The 18,820-nt window shown below is 61.9% G+C and carries 17 protein-coding genes; 2 read left to right on the forward strand and 15 right to left on the reverse strand.

The features are described from left to right. Window positions 1-79 precede the first annotated feature (79 nt). Window positions 80-1,384, reverse strand: coding sequence for a cytosine permease (locus KB879_RS33620; RefSeq protein ID WP_211983853.1), 1,305 nt, complete (start codon window positions 1,382-1,384; stop codon window positions 80-82). 35 nt (window positions 1,385-1,419) lie between these two features. Then, window positions 1,420-2,880 carry an amidase gene (locus KB879_RS33625; protein WP_211983855.1) on the reverse strand — a complete coding sequence of 487 codons (1,461 nt, stop codon included), beginning with the start codon at window positions 2,878-2,880 and terminating at the stop codon, window positions 1,420-1,422. A gap of 192 nt (window positions 2,881-3,072) precedes the next feature. Between KB879_RS33625 and KB879_RS33630 the strand changes: the two genes are divergently transcribed. Continuing rightward, the gene (locus tag KB879_RS33630) at window positions 3,073-3,825 is read left to right on the forward strand and encodes a response regulator transcription factor (RefSeq protein ID WP_211983858.1); all 753 of its coding nucleotides are present in this window, start codon (window positions 3,073-3,075) and stop codon (window positions 3,823-3,825) included. Here KB879_RS33630 and KB879_RS33635 read toward each other — a convergent pair. The 3 genes from KB879_RS33635 to KB879_RS33645 all read right to left on the reverse strand — a co-directional run bounded on the left by KB879_RS33635 (window position 3,747) and on the right by KB879_RS33645 (window position 9,452). Beyond that, on the reverse strand, window positions 3,747-6,101 hold the full coding sequence (locus KB879_RS33635) for an ATP-binding protein (RefSeq protein WP_249221498.1): 2,355 nt from the start codon (window positions 6,099-6,101) through the stop codon (window positions 3,747-3,749). The genes KB879_RS33630 and KB879_RS33635 overlap by 79 nt on opposite strands. 68 nt (window positions 6,102-6,169) lie before the next feature. Continuing rightward, complete coding sequence (locus KB879_RS33640; protein ID WP_211983862.1) at window positions 6,170-7,462, reverse strand: cytosine permease; 1,293 nt, start codon at window positions 7,460-7,462, stop codon at window positions 6,170-6,172. Window positions 7,463-8,063: 601 nt separating this feature from the next. Next, window positions 8,064-9,452 (reverse strand): MATE family efflux transporter, encoded by a 1,389-nt coding sequence (locus KB879_RS33645; RefSeq protein WP_249221499.1) that lies wholly within the window; start codon window positions 9,450-9,452, stop codon window positions 8,064-8,066. 185 nt (window positions 9,453-9,637) lie between these two features. Here KB879_RS33645 and KB879_RS33650 point away from each other — a divergent pair, with 185 nt between their 5' ends. After that, entirely contained in the window at window positions 9,638-10,111 is a 474-nt protein-coding gene (locus tag KB879_RS33650; protein WP_211983864.1) for a MarR family winged helix-turn-helix transcriptional regulator, read from the forward strand. Window positions 10,112-10,131: 20 nt separating this feature from the next. Here KB879_RS33650 and KB879_RS40570 read toward each other — a convergent pair whose 3' ends face one another. The 10 genes from KB879_RS40570 to KB879_RS33700 form a co-directional block, all read right to left on the reverse strand. Continuing rightward, window positions 10,132-10,491, reverse strand: a complete 360-nt coding sequence (locus tag KB879_RS40570) for a winged helix-turn-helix transcriptional regulator (protein WP_371827468.1) — start codon at window positions 10,489-10,491, stop codon at window positions 10,132-10,134. 278 nt (window positions 10,492-10,769) lie between these two features. Continuing rightward, window positions 10,770-11,747: a tripartite tricarboxylate transporter substrate binding protein gene (locus tag KB879_RS33660; RefSeq protein WP_211984362.1), complete on the reverse strand. Its 978-nt coding sequence runs from the start codon at window positions 11,745-11,747 to the stop codon at window positions 10,770-10,772. Between the two features lie 192 nt (window positions 11,748-11,939). Beyond that, on the reverse strand, window positions 11,940-13,283 hold the full coding sequence (locus tag KB879_RS33665; RefSeq protein WP_211983868.1) for an MFS transporter: 1,344 nt from the start codon (window positions 13,281-13,283) through the stop codon (window positions 11,940-11,942). A gap of 141 nt (window positions 13,284-13,424) precedes the next feature. Beyond that, a complete protein-coding gene (locus tag KB879_RS33670; RefSeq protein ID WP_211983870.1) occupies window positions 13,425-13,721 on the reverse strand; it encodes a DUF1330 domain-containing protein in 297 nt (98 codons plus the stop codon). A gap of 126 nt (window positions 13,722-13,847) precedes the next feature. Then, window positions 13,848-14,429 carry a DUF302 domain-containing protein gene (locus KB879_RS33675; protein ID WP_249221500.1) on the reverse strand — a complete coding sequence of 194 codons (582 nt, stop codon included), beginning with the start codon at window positions 14,427-14,429 and terminating at the stop codon, window positions 13,848-13,850. Between the two features lie 69 nt (window positions 14,430-14,498). Continuing rightward, on the reverse strand, window positions 14,499-15,797 hold the full coding sequence (locus KB879_RS33680) for a CaiB/BaiF CoA-transferase family protein (RefSeq protein WP_211983872.1): 1,299 nt from the start codon (window positions 15,795-15,797) through the stop codon (window positions 14,499-14,501). Window position 15,798: 1 nt separating this feature from the next. Next, the gene (locus tag KB879_RS33685; RefSeq protein WP_211983874.1) at window positions 15,799-16,575 is read right to left on the reverse strand and encodes an enoyl-CoA hydratase/isomerase family protein; all 777 of its coding nucleotides are present in this window, start codon (window positions 16,573-16,575) and stop codon (window positions 15,799-15,801) included. 112 nt (window positions 16,576-16,687) lie between these two features. Continuing rightward, window positions 16,688-17,335 (reverse strand): 3-oxoacid CoA-transferase subunit B, encoded by a 648-nt coding sequence (locus tag KB879_RS33690; RefSeq protein ID WP_211983876.1) that lies wholly within the window; start codon window positions 17,333-17,335, stop codon window positions 16,688-16,690. A 43-nt stretch (window positions 17,336-17,378) separates the two neighbouring features. Beyond that, entirely contained in the window at window positions 17,379-18,041 is a 663-nt protein-coding gene (locus KB879_RS33695; RefSeq protein ID WP_211983877.1) for a 3-oxoacid CoA-transferase subunit A, read from the reverse strand. 268 nt (window positions 18,042-18,309) lie between these two features. Beyond that, complete coding sequence (locus KB879_RS33700) at window positions 18,310-18,741, reverse strand: tautomerase family protein (protein ID WP_211983878.1); 432 nt, start codon at window positions 18,739-18,741, stop codon at window positions 18,310-18,312. Window positions 18,742-18,820: the final 79 nt, after the last annotated feature.

An 18,820-nucleotide genomic window follows, 5' to 3' on the forward strand; every position in this document is an offset into this window, starting at 1 on the left:
CTTGTCGTTCGGCGTTGATATTCGCCCCCCGTTTTGCAGGGCCGCCATTTTGCGGCCCTGCAAAACGGCGCCCGGCCCGCTAAAGCAAGCCATTTCGCTGACGCACCTCGCGCATCGCCCCTTGCGACAGCACATAATGTGCCACCGAACCGACGAGCATCCCCGCGACGGCTTCGGAAAACCACGGCGCCATCCCGTGCACGAACAATGCGGCGAGGGCGCCGAGTGCCCACGCGGCGAAGGCGCTACCGCGGAAGTTCGGTACGTCATCGTCGTACGAGTAATGTCGGACGAGGATCTGGTCGACAATGATCACCGCTCCTATGGGCGGTACCAGCACGCCGAGCAGGTTCAGCCAGTTCAGGAACAGGCTCCACACGCCGGCCACGGCCAGCAACCCACCAAGCAGGCCAAGCAGGACCGTCATGGTTCTCATCTTCTTGCCCGCGATGCGTCCCCAGCCAACCGCACCGTTGTAGAGGCAATGCGTGCATACGGACCCGAGGTTCACAAAGACGAACACCAGTGCAATGGCCGACAGCAAGCCTCCATGGCTGGTCAGCACCGACATAAAGTCACCACCCTGCGTGGCCGGCGCCGCGGCAGCGCCCGCGCATACGATCAGGATGCCAAAAAGCTGGGCTGTCATGTTCGCAAACGGAAACGCCGTCAGCGTTGCGTAGACCGCACTCTTTCCGTCTTTTGACCAGCGCGTGAAGTCCGCGGTCATCGTGCCGGAATCGGCAAAGGTTGCCACCACCAGCGTGACCGCGCCGCCGAAGGACATCATGCTGCCTATGCCAAGCCCGTCGTAGTGAAACACGGCGGCCAGCGAATGCTCCGATCCGATCAGGTACAGCGCCACGAGGCCGAGCACCACGTATAGCGGCGCGGCGATCATGCCGACGATCGACAGGGCGCGAATGCCGATGAACGTCACGCCGGTATAGAGCAGGGTGGCGCCGATGGTGGTGGCCGTTTCGTTCCAGCCGAACGACGCATGGACCGTCGTGCCTGTGAGGCCGGTCTGGAACGCGTACCATCCCACGACGACGCTCGCGAGGAAGCCGGAAGTGATCGCATAGCCCTTCCGGCCAAACGTGCGTTCCGCCTGGAGCCCGAAATTGCGGCCGGTACTGCCGGCGATGAAGCTCAGCGTACCGACGTAGGCGAGCAGGATGGCATTGCCCATCAGGATCGCGAGCAGCGCTCGGGAGAAGCCGAGGTTATAGGCGATGATCCCGCCGAATACCGCATTCGTAATGATCATCGGAAAGCCGAACCACACGGCCGCCACCGAAGAAAACCGGTGACGATGCGAGAGCGGGACGGGCTTGTGCTCGAACTCTTCGTCGAGCCCATGCTGTTCGGTCGGATGGGTCATGGTGTTCCCCTGGGTTTCGTTACTGGACAGGCAGTTCACTGCACGAGACCGAGATCCTTGAGCAGCGGCGGCAACGTGTTGCGCCACGGACGCGCCCGCTCGAACGCCGCCGACGCGCGCAGCACAAGCGGATCGTCGAGATGACGCCCGACGATTTGCAGGCCGACCGGCAACCCGACCCTGGTGAAGCCTGCCGGCACGGAGGCTGCTGGCTGTCCCGTCAGGTTGATCGGATAGGTGAAAGAGAGCCACTGTGTCGGCGCGACCATACGTCCGTCGATTTTCTCGGGCCCCTGGCAATGAACCGGGAAAGCCGGAACCGACAGCGTCGGCGTGAGCAGCAGGTCATAGCTCGCCATGAAGCGCCACATCTTGTTGACCACGCTCTTGCGGGTCACCATTGCGTTGGTGAAGTCCTCCGCCGTCCACGGATGATTCAGGAACGCGACCAAGTGTGGCGACATCTCCTTGCCCCATTGCGCCACCATCTCGCGCATGCCCTTGAGGTCGGTGTCCATCGCGACAATTGCCCAGAATGCGTCGAAGGGATCGCTCCAACCGGGATGCGCGACCTCGACGCTGCAGCCCAGGTCGCGCTCGAAGACGCGCACGGCGTCATCGACGACGCGGCGCACCTCCGGGTCGACAGCCGCGTAGCCCCAGTCCGGGCTGTACGCGACACGCAGCCCTTTCAGGTCGCCATCGACCGCCTGGTGCCAATCAAAGCCAGCGGCGGGCAGCGAATGACGGTCACGCGAATCGGGGCCTGCGATCACCGACAGCATCAGGGCGCTGTCCGCCACTGTCCGGCTCATCGGGCCGATATGTTCGAGGCTCTCCCAGCTCGACACCCCCGGATAGCGTTCGTCGCGGCAACCGGGATACAGCGGCACGCGCCCCATCGACGGCTTGATGCCGTAGATTCCCGAGTGCGCCGCCGGAATGCGGATCGACCCACCGCCGTCGCTGCCGATGGCAAACGGAACCTCTCCGCTTGCCACCGCCGCGCCGGAGCCTGCGCTGGAGCCGCCCGGCGTCATGTCCAGGTTCCATGGGTTCCGGGTGGTTTCGAATATTGGGTTGTGGCCGACACCGCTGTATCCGAATTCCGGGACGTTGGTCTTGCCGACGATAATGGCGTCGGCCTGCTTCAGGCGCTCGACCACGACGTCGTCTTCGTCGGGCACGAAATCCCTGTACGCGGGGGATCCGGAAGCCGTCCTGATGCCAGCCGTGCAAACCAGGTCCTTGATGCCGACGGGCAGGCCTGCCAAGGGACCAACGTCATCGCCACGCAGGATGCGCGCCTCCAGCTGGCGGGCCTGGTCGCGCGCCGCTTCCGCCGTAATCGTGCAGAACGCGTGGATCGCCGGCTCGACGGCTTCCATCCGCGCCAGGTGGGCCTCAACCACTTCGACGGGCGAAAGCTCCTTGCTCCGCATGGCCCTTGCGAGGCCGACCGCGTCCATGCCGCAAATCTGTTGCTTGATATCCATGATCAATCCCTGTGGCAGTTCGTTGGGGTGGTGACCTCACTATCGGGCGATCTTGTGAACGAGTCTGCCCTGCAAATTGAACAGGCTATGGCGGTTTGTTAAAATTTGTGAATAGAGGCGCAAAGGCGACATGAGATGCACGAGAGTCGGCCGGCGCCCCGGACAGGCGGGCGAAGATTTCTCGAGGAACCCATGCAGCAGAGCCGGACAGACCAATGCATTGCCGTGGTCGACGACGATCCGTCCATTCGCGAGACACTCGAAGGCTTTCTGGAGGCGGAGGGCTACGACATTTGTTGTGCGGCCGATGCCGACGAACTTGACCGCCTGATGCTCGTCCGTCCCGTGGATCTCGTGCTGCTGGATATCCGGCTGCCAGGACGCGACGGCCTGTCGTTGACGCGCGACCTGCGCGAGAAGTCCGAGATGGGCATCATCCTGATCACGGGCCGCAACGACCGGGTGGATCGCATTCTCGGCCTCGAATACGGCGCGGACGACTACATTGCGAAGCCCATCGATGAACGTGAACTGCTGCCGCGCGTGCGCAACCTGCTCCGGCGTGTGGAACACAGCCGGGGCGTCGCTGCGCCCTCGACGCTGTCGTTCGGTCAGTTCAGGCTCGACACGCGTGGCCGCAGCCTGACCGATCCGGCGGGCGAAAACGTGCCCCTCACGACCGCGGAGTTTGACCTTCTTCTGGTACTCGTCAGGAACGCAGGCCACGTGATGTCGCGGGAGCGGCTGATCTCGGCCATCAAGCGGCGCCGCTTCGAGTCAATGGACCGGACGGTCGACACGCTGGTGCGTCGTCTGCGTCGCAAGATCGAGGCGGACCCCGACAACCCGCACCTGATCAAGACCGTTCACGGCACCGGGTATCTGTTCTCTGGCCCGGCGTCGGGCGACACCAGGACGCCCACGAAGCGCTCCACGTCCCGGTAGATCGTCACGACAGTCAACGCCGCATCCAGGACCTCTGTGGCGCTGCCTGTCCGGGCAATCTGCTCGAGGTTGGCAGCGGCCTTCGCCAACTGGTCAAATCCGACGTTCGATGCGGCGCCCGCAAGGCGATGCGCGTCTTCCGCGACCGTGTCGAGGCCGGCGCGGGCGCAGCCGGTCGCGATGCCTTCCAGCGCTTCGGCCGCCGTTTGCGTGAACGCCATGACGATGCGCAGGGTTCGATCCTGTCCGAGCTTCTGGCGCAGCCGACCGAGGCGCTCCGGCTCTTCGGGGGCAGCGGTTGTCGCTGGCAGAGCCGCCTGTCTTAACGCCGTGCGCAGCGCTTCCACCTCGACTGGCTTCTCGATGATTCCGTCGATCCCGCGCAACAAGTAAAGCGGCCTGTCGGTCGGCAGCGGATTCGCCGTCAGCCCGAGTATCGGGCCTGTATGCCGGTTCGGCTCGCGGCTCGACCGGATCGCGGCGGTGGTGGCGAGCCCGTCCATCACGGGCATGCGGATGTCCATCAGTATCAGGTCGAAATGCCGGGTCTTGAGGATATCCAGCGCCTCCTGCCCTGAGCCGGTGGTCGTCACTTCGCATCCTTCGGCGCGCAGCAAGTCGCTCACGACATCGCGATTCAGCGCCACGTCGTCGACAACCAGAACGCGCGACGCCGGCGCCGGCTTCGGCGCACTCTCGCCGTCGCGCAGCGCCAGCTCGAACGGCAAGCGCACCGAGAAAGTCGAGCCTTCCCCGATCGTGCTGCGCACCGAAATCGACCCGCCCATCGCTTCGGCGAGCCCCTTGCTGATGGCGAGGCCGAGGCCGGTGCCTTCGAAGCGCCTTTCGTGTCCGGCTTCCGCCTGCGAGAACGGCCGGAAGAGCCGCGGGACGACCTCGGGCGCAATGCCAATCCCCGTGTCGGCCACGTCGATGACGATTTCGATCGAATCGTTGACCCGCGCAGCGATATCCGTCCTGACCTCGATATGCCCTGCGTCAGTGAACTTGATGCCATTACCGACGAGGTTGATGATGATCTGCTGCAAGCGCGCAGGGTCGCCGAACACGGCTGGCGGCAACGGCGCGAGCGCGCTCACACGGACCATCAGCCCCTTCTCCGCGGCAGCCGCGCTCGCCAGTGTGGCCGCGCCCGTGATCACCTCACGCAGATCGAAGCGGCGCCGCTCCAGCCGGATGTGCCGGACCTCGAGCAATGCAAAATCGACGATATCGTTGATGATGACGGCCAGCGTCTTGCCTGCCTGGATCATCCGTCCCACGATCTGCGCCGCGCCATCGGGAAGCTCATGTTGCGCGAGCAGTTGCGCAAGCCCGAGCACCCCATTGACCGGCGTGCGCAGTTCATGGCTCATCATCGCGAGCGATTCGGACTTCATCCGCTCGAGCGCCTCCGCCGCGTTCTTTGCCTTGACGAGTGCACTCTCGGCTTCACGCCTCACCGTGATGTCCGCCATACTCGCGATGATCATCCGCTTCGCGCGAACCGCCAGCGACTGTCGCGAGACCAGCAGATGTCGCGCTGCACCTGCCTGGCTGCGGGTCTCGAATTCGCAGGTCTCAGTCGCGCCGCCCGCGTCCTGTTCAGAGATCAGCCAGGTGAACAGTTTCCCCTCGCGCCGCAGTGCTTCCTGCAGCCGTCCCGGCGTGCGCAGCGGATCGTCCAAGAAGAGGTCGAGCGCCTGGCGGTTGGCGAATTCGACCTGCCCTTGCGCATCGATGAGCAGAAGCGGAATGGGCGAAGCGTCCAGCAGGCGGTGAACCGAGTAGTCGCTCAGGCGGCTCTCGCGCACCAGCAAGAGTAGGCACCCAAGGAAGAACACCGCCGCAATATCCATCGCAAGACGGCCGAACAGGCCCGCCGGCAGTGCCGAGAGTGGCGCGGACGTCGTGACGGCGACCTTGCTGCCATGCAGCGAAGCGAATAGTGCCCCATTCCGGATGACGAACCGGCCCCTGGTGTCCTCGGTCTGCGCCCCTGCCAGATCATCGCAAAGCGGACTTGCCGCGCAGCCCGATGCGAGCGGAATGAGGATCGTCTTCTGCCCCGGCCATGCACCGATGCCCGCGACCAGGTTGCCTGAATGGCGTTCACCGTCGTCGATCAGCGTGACGCCGTCCGACGTATCGGAACGGAGTTCGGCAGAAGCAAGCTGGACGGCAAGGCGTGCCTGGTGCAGGAGCAGATTGTCGAGCGCGTCCTTGCGTGCCTGGAATAGCAGGTACGCGAGCGAGGAGATCAGCACGATCACCACGATGGCGGTTCTCGCCTCGGCAGGGGGACGCGGAGCGAGCGTTCTGCTTCGGGCGCCGAACATACGTGTCAGTCGAGCGCTTCCGCCCCGGCAGACTGGCCGCCGAGATCTGCGCCAAGATGATGTGAAGCGATGCCGGACATGACGAGATAGAGGCATCCGGCAACGGGCGCACTAACCAGCGGTGTGATCACGCCGGGAATCAGCCGGTGACAGAGCACCGCCACCAGCATCCCTGCTCCGGTGGCGAGCAAAGCCGCCAGGTTCACTGGCGCTGTCCGTGCGCGCGAAAAACCTGCCCGTACGCGCACGACATAGTAATCCGCGATGATCACACCGCCGATCGGAGATGCCATGGCTGTGAGCAGCAGCGTCCAGCCGGGCACATCGCCAACGCTGTTGGTGATGGCGAGAAAAATGCCGAGGAGCGTCGCGCCGCCCGCAACGCCCATCCAGGGCAGTGTCGGAAACGCACTCTTGAACGTCACGGCGGCGTTTGTCAGGCACGCATCGCAGGTGGTCCAGTTGGCGATGATGACGAGCACCAACAGCAGCCACGACAGCGCATGGCCCGCAGTGAAGAGGTCGTTCACTTTGATGCCTGATGCGGCGAGCAGTACACCCAGGATGAGGAATGGCAGGTTCGCCAGCAGGAAACCGAATGCCGTCGCCTGTACCGCTTCGTTGCCGGTGCGGCAATACCTTACGATGTCGCCCGTCATCGTACCGCTCACGACGAAGGTGCCGAAGGCAATGCACACGCCCGTACCGAACGGCATCGGCCCGCCGATCGGACCGTCCAGCAGCACACCCCACCTGGGTGCGAGCCGATGCGCGAAGACGACGACGGCGAATATGGCCATCGCAGGGATCCCGATCGCGGTCATGTTGAAGCCGCGGCTGATGCGGACGATGACCGGCATCGCGAACAGGACGCCTATGAGGCAGATTGCGAGCGTCGATTCGCCCTGCACGTGCAGCGCGGTGACCAGGATGTTCGCCGTCACGGCAACGTGGAACGCGAACCAGCCCGTAACTAGCGCCCCCAGCAACGCGCCAGGCATGATGGCACCCCAGCGGCCAAAGACGCCTTCCAGCACGAGTTGCGAACTCAGGCCCCAGCGCCCGGCGGCAAAACCTATTGCCGCCGAATAGATGAAGAGAATCCAGTTGCCGAGGGTCGCCGCAAACAGCGCGTCGAACGTGCCCAGGGAGGCCTGCAGGTAACCGCCGACGATGATAGAGGCAAATGCGGACGAGAAGCCCGTCCACGCAAACGCGGGGAACAGGAGGCCACGCCGCCGGGGTAGCGGGATGGGCCTCGTAACGCTGCCGTCATTAGATTCGTCAAGACGGTTCATGGATCCTGGTCAATCCAGCCATACTGGAGACTGATCTGCATGCCAGATAGTCTCACAGGCGCGGGATCGCCCCCAAACTCGTGACGGGTGTAGAAACCCCAGGCGCGCATTTCCGTATGCCACTCCCCGTCCACCAGCCGAATGAACGGCATCACGCTGGTGGGCGTGACATGCCCGTTGGGCTCGGTAGACATTTTGCAGTTATTGCCATCCAGAAGCCGCCGAGTTTTCCAGTTCCTGGTCCTGGTCCTGGTCCGTGAATCGATTCGCATTCCCTTGATTGTCTCGAACAGTTCGTACTGGATGTGAATGAAGCCGGCGGATACTCCTGGACGGCGGGGTGCGCCTTCAAAGAGACTTCAGGCCCGTCGCCGAAGGAAGCCGGTGCTCTGATCGAACTGATGCAAGGTGGCCGCACGCTTGTCACACTGGCGTCTCTCGAGGACGCGAGCGCTCCTCGAAGACGGCGATGCCGTCGTCATGACCGGATGGTGCGAGCGGCCGGGCTTCGCCCGCATTGGGTTCGGCGAAAACCATGGTCATATCATCCCCGCTCAGCCGAGATGACATCCCGATGCATTGCAGGGGCGGTCCGCCGGCTTCACCGCTGGCGGTCGCTTGCCCACCCGCCCCTGGCTACCGACCACAGTACGACGCTGCCGTACAGGAACATGGCAAGCGCACCTAGCGCGAAGTACTGGGCCATCGACGCACCCAAGGCCAGCGCCATGGCTCCGCCCCCCGCAAACAGCGTAAGCCGCAGCGCGCCGGCAAGCAGCGGCCACTTGAGACGGCCGGCCCCCTGCGAGGCAAAGTACAGCGAAAAGCCCAGCGCAAAGAATCCATATGCCGGGCCCACGATACGAAGATAGAGCGAGCCAGTCTCGAGCAGTTGTGCATCGGCGCCAAACAGCCGCAGCCAGGCTTCTGGCCAGAAGGCCGCGCCCAATCCGATCAACTCGGCGAAGGCGAAGGCCATGCAGCCGCCAGAAATCGCAATGCGCTGCGCCCGCTCGTACTGGCCCGCGCCGATATTGGCGCCAACAAGTGCGACCATCGGTGCACCCAGTCCAAACGCAATGGGAATCAGCAGGTACTCCAAGCGTGCCGCCGTGGCATAGCCGGCCAGGGCCACAGTGCCACCGTGATATCCGACCTGCGCGGTAGTCAGCGCGATCAGTGCGTTCGTCAGGACCGGATTCAGGCACGCCAACCCACCCACCACGAAGATGCTGCGCATGGGTGCCCAATGTAGCGGCCCCATCGAAAGCCGCGCAGCGCAAAGGCCCGACAGGCAATACCAGCCGAGCACCAGCGTGCCCGCTGCGTAATACAGCACCAGCGCCCAGGCTCCGCCGGCCACGCCCAGCCGCGGCAGCGGCCCCAGCCCGAAGATCAGGCACGGTGACAATGGAATCATCAACAAGGCACCGACGCAAATCACCATCCCAGGCATCGACATGTTGCCTGTGCCACGAATAACGCTCGCCAGCGCGTTCATGGCCCACATCAGCGGCAGGGCCGCGAACAGTACGCCGCCGTACGTGCATGCGGCATCGAGCGACGCGCCTTGGGCACCCAGCAGTGCGAACACCGGTCGCTCCCCGAAGAACAGCAGCAACGCAAAAACGGTACCGATCATCACGTTGATCGCCAGCGCGTGTCGGGCAAGCTGCCCGACCAACGCCCCATTGTCCGCACCAAGTGCCCGAGCCACCGAGGACGAGATGCCTCCGCCCATCGCCCCCTGCGACATGTTCTGCATCAGCATCAGCACCGGCACGACTACCGCCACGCCGGCCAGCACATCCGTGCCCAGCTTCGCCAGAAACAATGTCTCAATCAGCCCCGTGGATGATTGCGCCAGCATCATCAGCATGTTGGACCAACTCATGCGTCCGAGCGTTGGAATGATGGGCGCCTCGAGCATGGCTCGTAGTCGGGGATTGGCGCCTCGCAGGCTTGCCGTATTGGGCGGATTCGTGGTCATTCCCTGCTCTCCATGGCGGGCGGCGCCGGACTCTTCAATTTAGGTGCATATGCACGCATATCAATTTACTGGCATATACACGCATTCGTCAAGAACGCCTATACTTCCGATGGACCACCTGTCGGAATTCGCGCCCGCCAGCATATCCAGGCGGATGAGGAATTCGGGAAAAGAAAGTTTTGCCAATGACGCCATCGATTGTGAGAGATCCATTGGTCTGCAATGGCGCAGCGCTGCGCAAGGCAACGCGCCGCCTGACGCAGCTCTATGACGCCGTACTCGAACCGTGTGGACTGAGTATCTCGCAGCGATCGGTCCTCCTGCATGTCGCGCGGGGCGATCGCCCGACCATGACCGAGTTGGCCCACGCCATGGTGTTGGATCGCTCAGCACTGGCACGCAACCTTCAACCGCTGGAGCGAGATGGATATCTAATACAGAGGTGTGATGAACGCGATCGGCGGAGCCGGCGCGTGGAACTGACACTGTCGGGACGCGACAAGCTTGCCGAAGCAAACGTACTCTGGCGACGGGCACAGGAACGCTTCGAATTAGTCTATGGCGCCGAGCGCGCCGCAGCCTTGCGCCTTGCGCTGGCCGAAATCTACTCGGATGAGTTCAGTGAGGCGTTCAGCACCGGCACGTCCGGGCGGCCGTAGCGTCGTCGCCGCGTGGGGAGCTAACGCGAATTGGTTCGAAGACGCCGGTCCCAGACAACCACGTCCTCGCACGTAATCTCCGATCCGTCTTCGCGCAGAAGCGGCGCACTTCGGACGCGCTGTCCCGACCGCGCATCGAACAGCTCCGTCACTACGCCTTCCTGGCTGCACGACCAGTCGTCTGCCCAGCACTTGAGCGCCACGTAGACCGGGAAGAAGGCGCGCCCCTTCTCGGTCAGATGGTAGCTAGGCCGCTTTGCCTCGACACTCGATCGACGTTCCAGCAGGCCTGCACCAACAAGCGACTTAAGACGCCCACTCAGGACAGTTCGACGCGATGCCAAGTACCCCTTCGAATTCCTCGAAACGGGAACGCCCATAGAACGCCTCACGCATGACAAGGATGGCCCATCGGTCACCGACCACCCGTGTCGCCTCTGCGACCGAACAGCGCCTTTCAGCCGCCGGCCTGCCCACGTCCGACTCGACTTCGCCCACGCCGTGGGGCAACGAAAGATAACGCATCGTTGACATCTTCCATCAGATTGCGTGCGAACATAGGGATACCCATTATTTAATGTTTGGGGCAATCACCAAGATCCTTCGTGGCGCAATCGCTTTTGCAGTACCCCAGGATAACGTCGGTAACGCGAACGTCCTACTCGGCTGCGATACCCTTGTCGCGGATCACCTTGCCCCACTTGGCGTAGTCCTGGCCGATGCGCTGGCTCATCTGCGCTGGCGGCTGGAAGTTTGCGATGGCCCCGGCCTTCAGCAGCTTGTTCTGCACGTCCTTGTTCGCCAGGATCTTGCCGACCTCGCCGGAGATACGGTCCACCACCACTTTAGGCGTTCCCGGTGGCGCCAGCAGGCCACCCCAGGACACCGCGTCATAGCCCGGGAACCCCTGCTCGGCAATGGTCTTGACGTCGGGCAGGATACTCACGCGCTGCGGCGAGCCGATCGCGATCGCACGCAGCTTCCCTGCCTGAATGTGCGGCAGTGCGCCAATGAGATCGGCGTACATCACGGGCACCTGGCCACCAAGGGTGTCGCTGATCGCGGGCGCAGCGCCCTTGTAGGGCACGTGTTGCATGTCAAATCCGCCGATCTGCTTAAGCAGTTCCATGCTCAAGTGGCCGAAGCTGCCCGCGCCCGAACTGGTGTAGTTGAGCTTGCCAGGCTGGTCCTTAGCCTGCGCGATCAGCTTGGACAGGTCCGTCACCTTGGGCAGCGCTGTCGGGTTGACCACCATCACGATCGGCAGGTCATAAACGGTCGCAACGGGCGTGAAGTTCTTGGTGGTGTCGTACCCTGCCCGCTTGTACAGGTGCGGCGCCAACAGCGTGGGCATGGCCAGCATCATCAGCGTGTAGCCATCGGGCGCGCCCCTGGCCACCTGGGCAGCCGCGATAGAGCCCGAAGCGCCAGCGCGGTTTTCCACCACCACCGGCTGTTTGAGCGCCTCGCCCAGTTTCAGTGCCACGACGCGAGACGCAGTATCCGTGGGACCGCCCGGCGGGAACGGCACGACCAGCTTGATCGGCTTGCTGGGCCAGTCTTGCGCGAAGGCGCTCGCGATCACCAGCGGCATGGCGGCCAGGCCCAAGATGGCCCGACGCCGGGCGTGGACCATACGACTGATAAATCGAATACCCATGTTTGTTGCTCCAGGTTGGGATGAATACTAAGGACTGAATCCAGCGGAGTCGCTTCGTCACGCAGAGGTGTGAACGTATGGGCAAGCCGCTGCCGGACGCACGAGGGTATGCGTCATCCGGCTTGCTGACTGGCGTGCCTTGCCCATCTGTGCGTGCGGGTCGGACATTCAAGCTCCGGCAGCAGGTGTCAAGTCGGGCGACTTCGCACCGGTCGTCTCCAGATTGCCAAGGACCAGAAACAGGGCAATACCCCCCAGAATCATCAGCGCGCCCAGGACGAACAGGCCATTGTTAAGACTGCCGGTCGTAGCCTTGATCCAGCCAATCATGGTGGGGCTGAAGAAGCTGCCCAACTGACCCAGGCTGCTGATGACGGCAATCCCCCCTGCCGCGCCAACACCAGATAGGTAGCGTTGCGGAATCGCCCAAAAGACAGGTAGGGCCGAGAAGGAGAACGTCACTGCAATAGCAAGCAACACCAGCGCAGCCGGCAAGCTGTGTGTCCAGAAGGCCAGGACAAACAACGCAATGCCGCCGCCGAACGTACAGACGAGATAGTGCCAGCGTCGCTCCTGCGTTGTGTCCGAATGTCTGGAGATCAGAAGGATTCCAATTGCCCCGATTCCATACGGAATCGCGCTGAGATAGCCGACCTCAAAGATCGTCTTCGCACCGGCGTCCTTGATCACGGCTGGTAGCCAGAAGCTGATCGCCATCGTTCCGCAGTACAGCGAGAAATAGACAGTAGCCAAGAGATACACACGCGCATCCCTGAGCACATCCCTCATGGAATTCGCTACACCTTCGGTCTTTCGTTTGTCCTCTTCGCTCAGCCTGGCGAGCAAGGTATCGCGCTCCTTCGGGGACAGCCACGCGGCGGTGCGCGGACCGTCATCGATCATCCAGTAGGCCATGATCCCAAGTACTACCGCAGGAACTCCCTCCAGTATGAACATCCATTGCCAGCCTCTGAGACCATGAAGCCCATTGGTTTGGTCGATGATCGCGCCAGACATGATCCCCCCAACGACGCCGGCGACAGCAATGCCCACGAACATCCACGAAGTTGCGGTAGCTCGCCGGCTTGACGGGAACCAGTAGGTCAGATACAGCACGATCCCAGGGAAAAAGCCGGCCTCGAACAGACCCAACAGGAAGCGCATCCCATACAGTTGCCAAGGTTCCACAACGAACGCCATCCCGGCGGAAACCAGACCCCAGCATGCCATGATCCGCACAAAGGTTCGGCGGGCACCGATCCTGTGCAGGAAAAGATTACTGGGCACTTCGAACAGGAAATAGCCGATAAAGAAAATCCCGGCGCCCAGACCGTACACGGCATCGCTGAAGCCGAGGTCGCCCTTCATCTGCAACTGCGCAAAGCCAATATTGATACGATCAATGAAGGAAACGACGTAGGAAACGAAGAGGAAGGGAATCACGCGTAACGAGACCTTCCGGTAAAGTGCGTCCTCCACCGCGACGTGGCGGTGTTGAATCGTGGGGATCATGTTTGTCTCCGAATGCCTCTGCCTGCAGCAGAAGTCGTTATGTGTCGCGTCACCTTTATCGTTGGCGTCGCGATCGATGACCAAGGCTGGCCTTTCTGCCGCTATCATGCAGCGTCCCTTGGCTTCTTTTCTGGTCCTTGCTCAGTCGTCTACACCTGCGACGATGCGTGCGTCCCTTTCGGCGCCATCGCCCAGTACAGCCAATGCCGCCTGGTACGCCTCGCTCTGATACGCAGCGAGAGCCTGCTCGAAACTCGTAAATTCAACCACGACAGTCCTCTGTTTCAGACCCGCTTCGAACGCGACAACCTCGCCGCCTCGCGCCAGGAATCTTCCGCCTGCTGCGCTCACTAAAGGTCCTGCGAGGGCACCGTACGCTGCCAACTTATCCGGGTCATGAATCGCTCGATATGCTGCCACCCAATATCCTTTTGCCATGTTTCTTCCTTAGTAGAAAAACACTTGAGACCGCAGATACCCTAAAGCACGTGTACGCACGCGACAAAGGAGGGACAAGGTATCCAATGGTCCTTGCCCTTAACTGCGACGGTGAAGCGGGAAAAGTCAGCTAGCCGCGTCGTGCATGAGCTTGCCCATCCGCTCATCCAGACTCACGCCCATTGCATCGGTGGTGGGATTGTGGAACTGCCCGAACAGTGAAGAGGGCTGATCGTATTCGATGGTCGTGCCGCCCGACGCGTTCTGATATACGACCGCACGCAGTGGCGCATACAGGCCCGCTGCGCGCACCTCGCGCGTCATCGTGGATGCAGACAGGATGTCGCCAATGTAGTAGGCCTTCAGGTTTTCCGCCGGACCGTTCAGCGCAAGCACCTTGCCATGGTAGGCAATGTAGTGAATGGACAGGCCGTAGTTCCTGATGATTCGCCTAGCCGATTCGCGGAGTTGCTCGGTCTGTTCGTTCTGCAGCATGTCGCGCATCGGCTGGTCCAGGCGGCCCAATTTGCCCTCGATGAACCCGCATACGTCGGCATACTTCTTCTTCGTTTCAATGATCACGTGCTTCATCGCGAAATCGCGAATCTGCGGTTGGACCTCATCGGCCGCGTGACCTGAAATCGGCAACGTCGCCGACGCCGCAACGCCAACCACAATCCCGATTAACGTACGACTTGCTTTTTTCATGGAAGTCTCCTGTTTGTCGCGCGTATCGCTACTCGCGCGTTCTCTCAACCTGCAAAGGCGTTGGCCCGATCAATCCGCTTCGATGGAGGCCGCGACTTCTTGATCCGATCCGACGACGTCGCGCACTTCCACCGACGGCAGGCTCTTCACCGAGTCCGGAAGGCCGCCGACGAGGACGCCCGCCTCGACGGCTGCGCGCACTTCGCTCTCTGACAGGCCTACGCTGCGGAACACCTGTTCGTTGTGCTCACCGCGAAACGCCGGCGCGCTGCGCGGGCCGAGCTCGTCGTCTGAAAACCGCCAGGGATAGCCGTGGATTAGGTACGAACCACCTCGGCGGTCAGGCACTTCCTGCACAGCGCCCCACTCTTTCGCCCAGTCGGTCTCGGCGAGTTCCTTCAGCGAGCGAATCTGGCCGATCGCGATCTTCGCTTCGTCGAGCTGCGCGTCGAGCGTTTTCAGGTCGCGGAACGTTAACATCCATTTTTGGATCACTGCATGTAGTGCGCCGTAGTTCTGCAGACGCCGCTCAGCGGTACTGAAGCGCGGATCGCGCCCAAGGTCCATCCGGCGCATTGCGCGCAGGTAGTTCGGAAACGTGTTACTGCCGACGATGCTCTGCGCCGCGACGAACGCCTCTCCTCCCGGACCGACGAAGTGCGGGCCCTCTGTCGCGCCGAGCACGCCTGGCTCCGCACCGGTATCGATACCCGCGAGATCCAGATGCGCGCGCTCGTTGATGGACAGCATCACGGCTGCCATCGCGACGTCGATGTACTGTCCCCGGCCAGTCACTTCGCGCTTGCGCACCGCGGCGAGCACCGCGATGGTTGCCTGCAGGCCCGCGTAGACATCGGCGTGCGACAGCGGATCTGTCCATTTGCGACCCGCATCGATACCCTCGAAATGGCGCATCGTGTTGTGCGTGAAGCCGGCTTCAGCTTGCACCGTGGGGGCATAGGCCATGCGCGACGCCCACGGCCCGCGCTGCCCGTAGCCCGTGATAGACACGTACACCAGCTTCGGATTGCGCCGGCTAAGCGTCTCATAGTTAAGGCCAAACGATTTGAGCGTGCCCGCGCGAAAGTTCTCGACGATGATGTCGGCCTCATCGCAAAGACGCAGCACAAGCTCGCGCGCGTTGCCCACGTTCAAGTCGATGCTGATGTTGCGCTTACCGCTGTTCTGCTGCGCGTAGTAACCCGACATGCCGTCCTGATTCGGGTACGCGGCGCGTGACACGTCTGGACGTGGCGGCTCGATCTTGATCACGTCCGCGCCGAGATCAGCAAGCGTGCGTGCGCAGAGCGGTCCGGCCAACACCCGAGAGAAATCAACAACCTTGAGTCCTTCAAGTGGTCCAGTCATGTCAGTTCCCTTCAAATTCCGCTGTGCCGGGGCCAGTCTTGCCAAAGGCTTCAAGCCCGCGCTTGAGGTCTTGCGACGCCCAGATCGGCTTTTGCAGTTCGAACATCGCCTCGTCGGCAGCGTGAACGCCGTCGTCGAGCGCAATGCGCACAAGTTGTTTCGTAGCGCCATGCGCAACGGTCGGGCCAGCGGCCAGTTCCTGAGCGACCGACAGCGCAGCCTCGTCGAGCTTGTCGTCAGGCACCACGAGGTTGATCAGGCCCCAGCGTTCCAGCGTTGCCGCGTCATAGCGACGCCCAAGCATCGCCATTTCCTTAGCGCGTGCCGGGCCCGCGCGCACTACCTGGCGCTGGATACCCCCAAGCAGCGGATGCAGGCCGAGCGCGACCTCGACCGACCCAATCTTGGCGGATTCTGCGACCACGCTGTAGTCGCAGGCGAGCACCACTTCGAAGCCGCCACCGAGGCAGGTGCCGTTGACGGCTGCGACGATCGGAATTGGCAGTGTCTCGAACGCACGCAGTATTTCAAGCGGATCGACCAGTCCTTTTCCCTCTCGCGCAATGCGATCCGGAAACAGCGACACTTCGGCGCCCGCCGAGAAATGCCGCAATCCGCTGCGCAACAGGATTGCGCGGGATCCGCGCTTGACCGCCACGTCGAATTCCTCGAGCAGCGCACGGTACATCGTTGGACCCATGAGGTTGTGGGGACGAAAATTCATCGTCAACACGGTCACGCGGTCGTTAATCTCACACATCACAATTGGTTCGCTCATGCTTACTCCATGTATTTGGTTCGGGCGTTGTCGCGTTGAACGGACAAGGCTTGTTGCGAGGCTCCCCCAGCGTGCATCCGGCGTACCGGGGTATGGACCGGGCTTGCAACCCTTATCCGGCTGGCCCTCGGCGCATCTGGACACCCGTCAATTCGCAGAGTGCGTCGAACGTTAAGTCCGACAAGATCTCGATGACCTCCAGGCCTGAAGGCGTGACATCGATAACCGCCAGGTCGGTGTATATCCGGCTCACACAACCCATCCCGGTGACGGGATAGGAGCATCTTTCGACGATCTTGCTTACGCCCTGTTTCGTCAGATGCTCCATCATCACGTAGACATCCTTCGCGCCAGTCGCAAGATCCATCGCACCGCCAACCGCTGGAATGGCGTCGCCTTGCCCGGTGTGCCAGTTCGCTAGGTCGCCATTGACCGATACCTGGAACGCGCCCAGTACGCAGTAGTCCAGGTGTCCGCCGCGGATCATTGAAAAGGAATCGGCATGGTGAAAGAAGGCGCCTCCTGGAAGCAGCGTGACCGGCTCCTTTCCTGCGTTGATCAGGTCATCGTCCTCCTCACCGGGCGCTGGCGCAGGTCCCATCCCCAGGATGCCGTTTTCGCTGTGAAGAATGATTTCCCGGTGTGGGTCCAGATGATTGGCGACAAGCGTCGGTACGCCAATGCCCAGATTGACGTATGCGCCTTCCGGGATGTCTCGCGCAACGCGTTGCGCCATTTCTATCCGTGTAAGCTTTTTCATTTCTGCGATCTCATCTCAATTCTTCCGCCAGATTTGCAGGACACTACGAGACCTGCACCACGCGTTCCACAAAGATTCCCGGGGTCACAATGGCCTCTGGATTCAATGTGCCGAGTGGAACTATTTCGCTGACCTGGGCGATCGCAGTCGTCGCCGCGCTGGCCATGACGGGGCCGAAATTGCGACCGGACATCCTGTAAGTCATGTTGCCCCACCGGTCTGCGCGATATGCTTTCACCAACGCATAATCAGCTTTCAGCGGTAACTCAAAGACGTAGTTCTTGCCGTCCAGCTTGCGGGATTCTTTTCCTTCCGCGAGCTTGGTGCCGTAGGCTGTTGGGGTATAGAATCCGCCGATTCCGGCGCCCGCTGCCCGCATACGTTCCGCCAACGTACCTTGTGGAATGACTTCAAGGTCCACTTCTCCCGCCCGATATGCCGCGTCAAACAGTGTTGCGCCGGCGAGCCGCGGAAACGAGCAAATCAGCTTCCTTACCCGCTTCTGCCGAATGAGCGCGCCGAATCCCGAATCGTCGCTTCCAGAGTTGTTGCTGATGATGGTGAGATCGCGTGCACCCTGTGCAACCAGCGCGTCAATCAGTTGCAAGGGAAGGCCTGCTCGCCCGAAGCCGCTGATCATGATGGTTGCACCATCCTTGACGTCCTCCAGCGCGGCTTCGCATGTTTCCAGAATCTTGTTGAGCATCAGAAATATCCAAAGGCGAGCCACTGGTGTGTTTGGCCGCCTGGGTAAGTGGCGCGCCAACGACGTGCCTTGCGGTGGTCTGGAACCAGACATGGAGCGAGATCTGCTGCGAGGCGCGAAGGTTCGCATCATGTCTCCACTTTGATAAAAAGCGATCTCGAGCGAGGCGAGCAGCCATAGAGCTGGGAGAGACCGCGGTCGCGGCTCGGCCGCTACCGCGGTCTGTTGCGTATCGGCGTACGAACTATTTCAGCCGAAACTGGCCCGATCAGCCTTCGCTCGGATCATAGGGCGACGCGCGGTTCTCAAGCTTCCATCGCTTCTCGGCTACCGTGTCAGGCCGCGGTGGGTGAATGCTGTCGATCAACCACAGTTCGCGCGGTGTTTCGCCGACATGCAACTCGAAGTGGTAGCCCCGATCCTGAACGAAAGGTGCAATCGCGGCATTCGCCTTGCGCAGCCAGGACGCCGTCCACTCGGGGTCCTTGGAGATGTGCCTGGCGAACTGGTCCAGTCGGATCCTGACAAAATCGCCTCGCGCTTCGCCTCCCATGTAGAAGGAGTCTTTCGGCTGTTCATGGAACAGAACACCCACGTAGAAACGAGGAATGATGTAGATGTCGGCGATACGATTGGCCATCTCCCTTTTGTCTTCTGCCGTGTAGGCGCCGACTGGATGATAGATATTCCACAAAGGCATTTTTTGTCTCCATACTTGATAGATGCCGCCCTTCTCATGTCAAATCGCCTGAATTTCTTTCGAAAAATGACGGGACATG

Source organism: Cupriavidus sp. KK10, from assembly GCF_018223725.1.
GTDB lineage: Bacteria > Pseudomonadota > Gammaproteobacteria > Burkholderiales > Burkholderiaceae > Cupriavidus > Cupriavidus necator.

What these genes read in the sequence shown, in the direction of transcription:
- KB879_RS33625 (WP_211983855.1), bottom strand. Translation starts at nt 2,880, where the DNA reads ATGGATATCAAGCAACAGATTTGCGGCATGGACGCGGTCGGCCTCGCA.
- KB879_RS33670 (WP_211983870.1), bottom strand. Translation starts at nt 13,721, where the DNA reads ATGGCAAAAGGATATTGGGTGGCAGCATATCGAGCGATTCATGACCCG.
- KB879_RS33630 (WP_211983858.1), top strand. Translation starts at nt 3,073, where the DNA reads ATGCAGCAGAGCCGGACAGACCAATGCATTGCCGTGGTCGACGACGAT.
- KB879_RS33690 (WP_211983876.1), bottom strand. Translation starts at nt 17,335, where the DNA reads ATGAAAAAGCTTACACGGATAGAAATGGCGCAACGCGTTGCGCGAGAC.
- KB879_RS33665 (WP_211983868.1), bottom strand. Translation starts at nt 13,283, where the DNA reads ATGATCCCCACGATTCAACACCGCCACGTCGCGGTGGAGGACGCACTT.
- KB879_RS33620 (WP_211983853.1), bottom strand. Translation starts at nt 1,384, where the DNA reads ATGACCCATCCGACCGAACAGCATGGGCTCGACGAAGAGTTCGAGCAC.
- KB879_RS33700 (WP_211983878.1), bottom strand. Translation starts at nt 18,741, where the DNA reads ATGCCTTTGTGGAATATCTATCATCCAGTCGGCGCCTACACGGCAGAA.
- KB879_RS33680 (WP_211983872.1), bottom strand. Translation starts at nt 15,797, where the DNA reads ATGACTGGACCACTTGAAGGACTCAAGGTTGTTGATTTCTCTCGGGTG.
- KB879_RS40570 (WP_371827468.1), bottom strand. Translation starts at nt 10,491, where the DNA reads ATGGGCGTTCCCGTTTCGAGGAATTCGAAGGGGTACTTGGCATCGCGT.
- KB879_RS33695 (WP_211983877.1), bottom strand. Translation starts at nt 18,041, where the DNA reads ATGCTCAACAAGATTCTGGAAACATGCGAAGCCGCGCTGGAGGACGTC.
- KB879_RS33640 (WP_211983862.1), bottom strand. Translation starts at nt 7,462, where the DNA reads ATGAACCGTCTTGACGAATCTAATGACGGCAGCGTTACGAGGCCCATC.
- KB879_RS33685 (WP_211983874.1), bottom strand. Translation starts at nt 16,575, where the DNA reads ATGAGCGAACCAATTGTGATGTGTGAGATTAACGACCGCGTGACCGTG.
- KB879_RS33660 (WP_211984362.1), bottom strand. Translation starts at nt 11,747, where the DNA reads ATGGTCCACGCCCGGCGTCGGGCCATCTTGGGCCTGGCCGCCATGCCG.
- KB879_RS33675 (WP_249221500.1), bottom strand. Translation starts at nt 14,429, where the DNA reads ATGAAAAAAGCAAGTCGTACGTTAATCGGGATTGTGGTTGGCGTTGCG.
- KB879_RS33645 (WP_249221499.1), bottom strand. Translation starts at nt 9,452, where the DNA reads ATGACCACGAATCCGCCCAATACGGCAAGCCTGCGAGGCGCCAATCCC.
- KB879_RS33650 (WP_211983864.1), top strand. Translation starts at nt 9,638, where the DNA reads ATGACGCCATCGATTGTGAGAGATCCATTGGTCTGCAATGGCGCAGCG.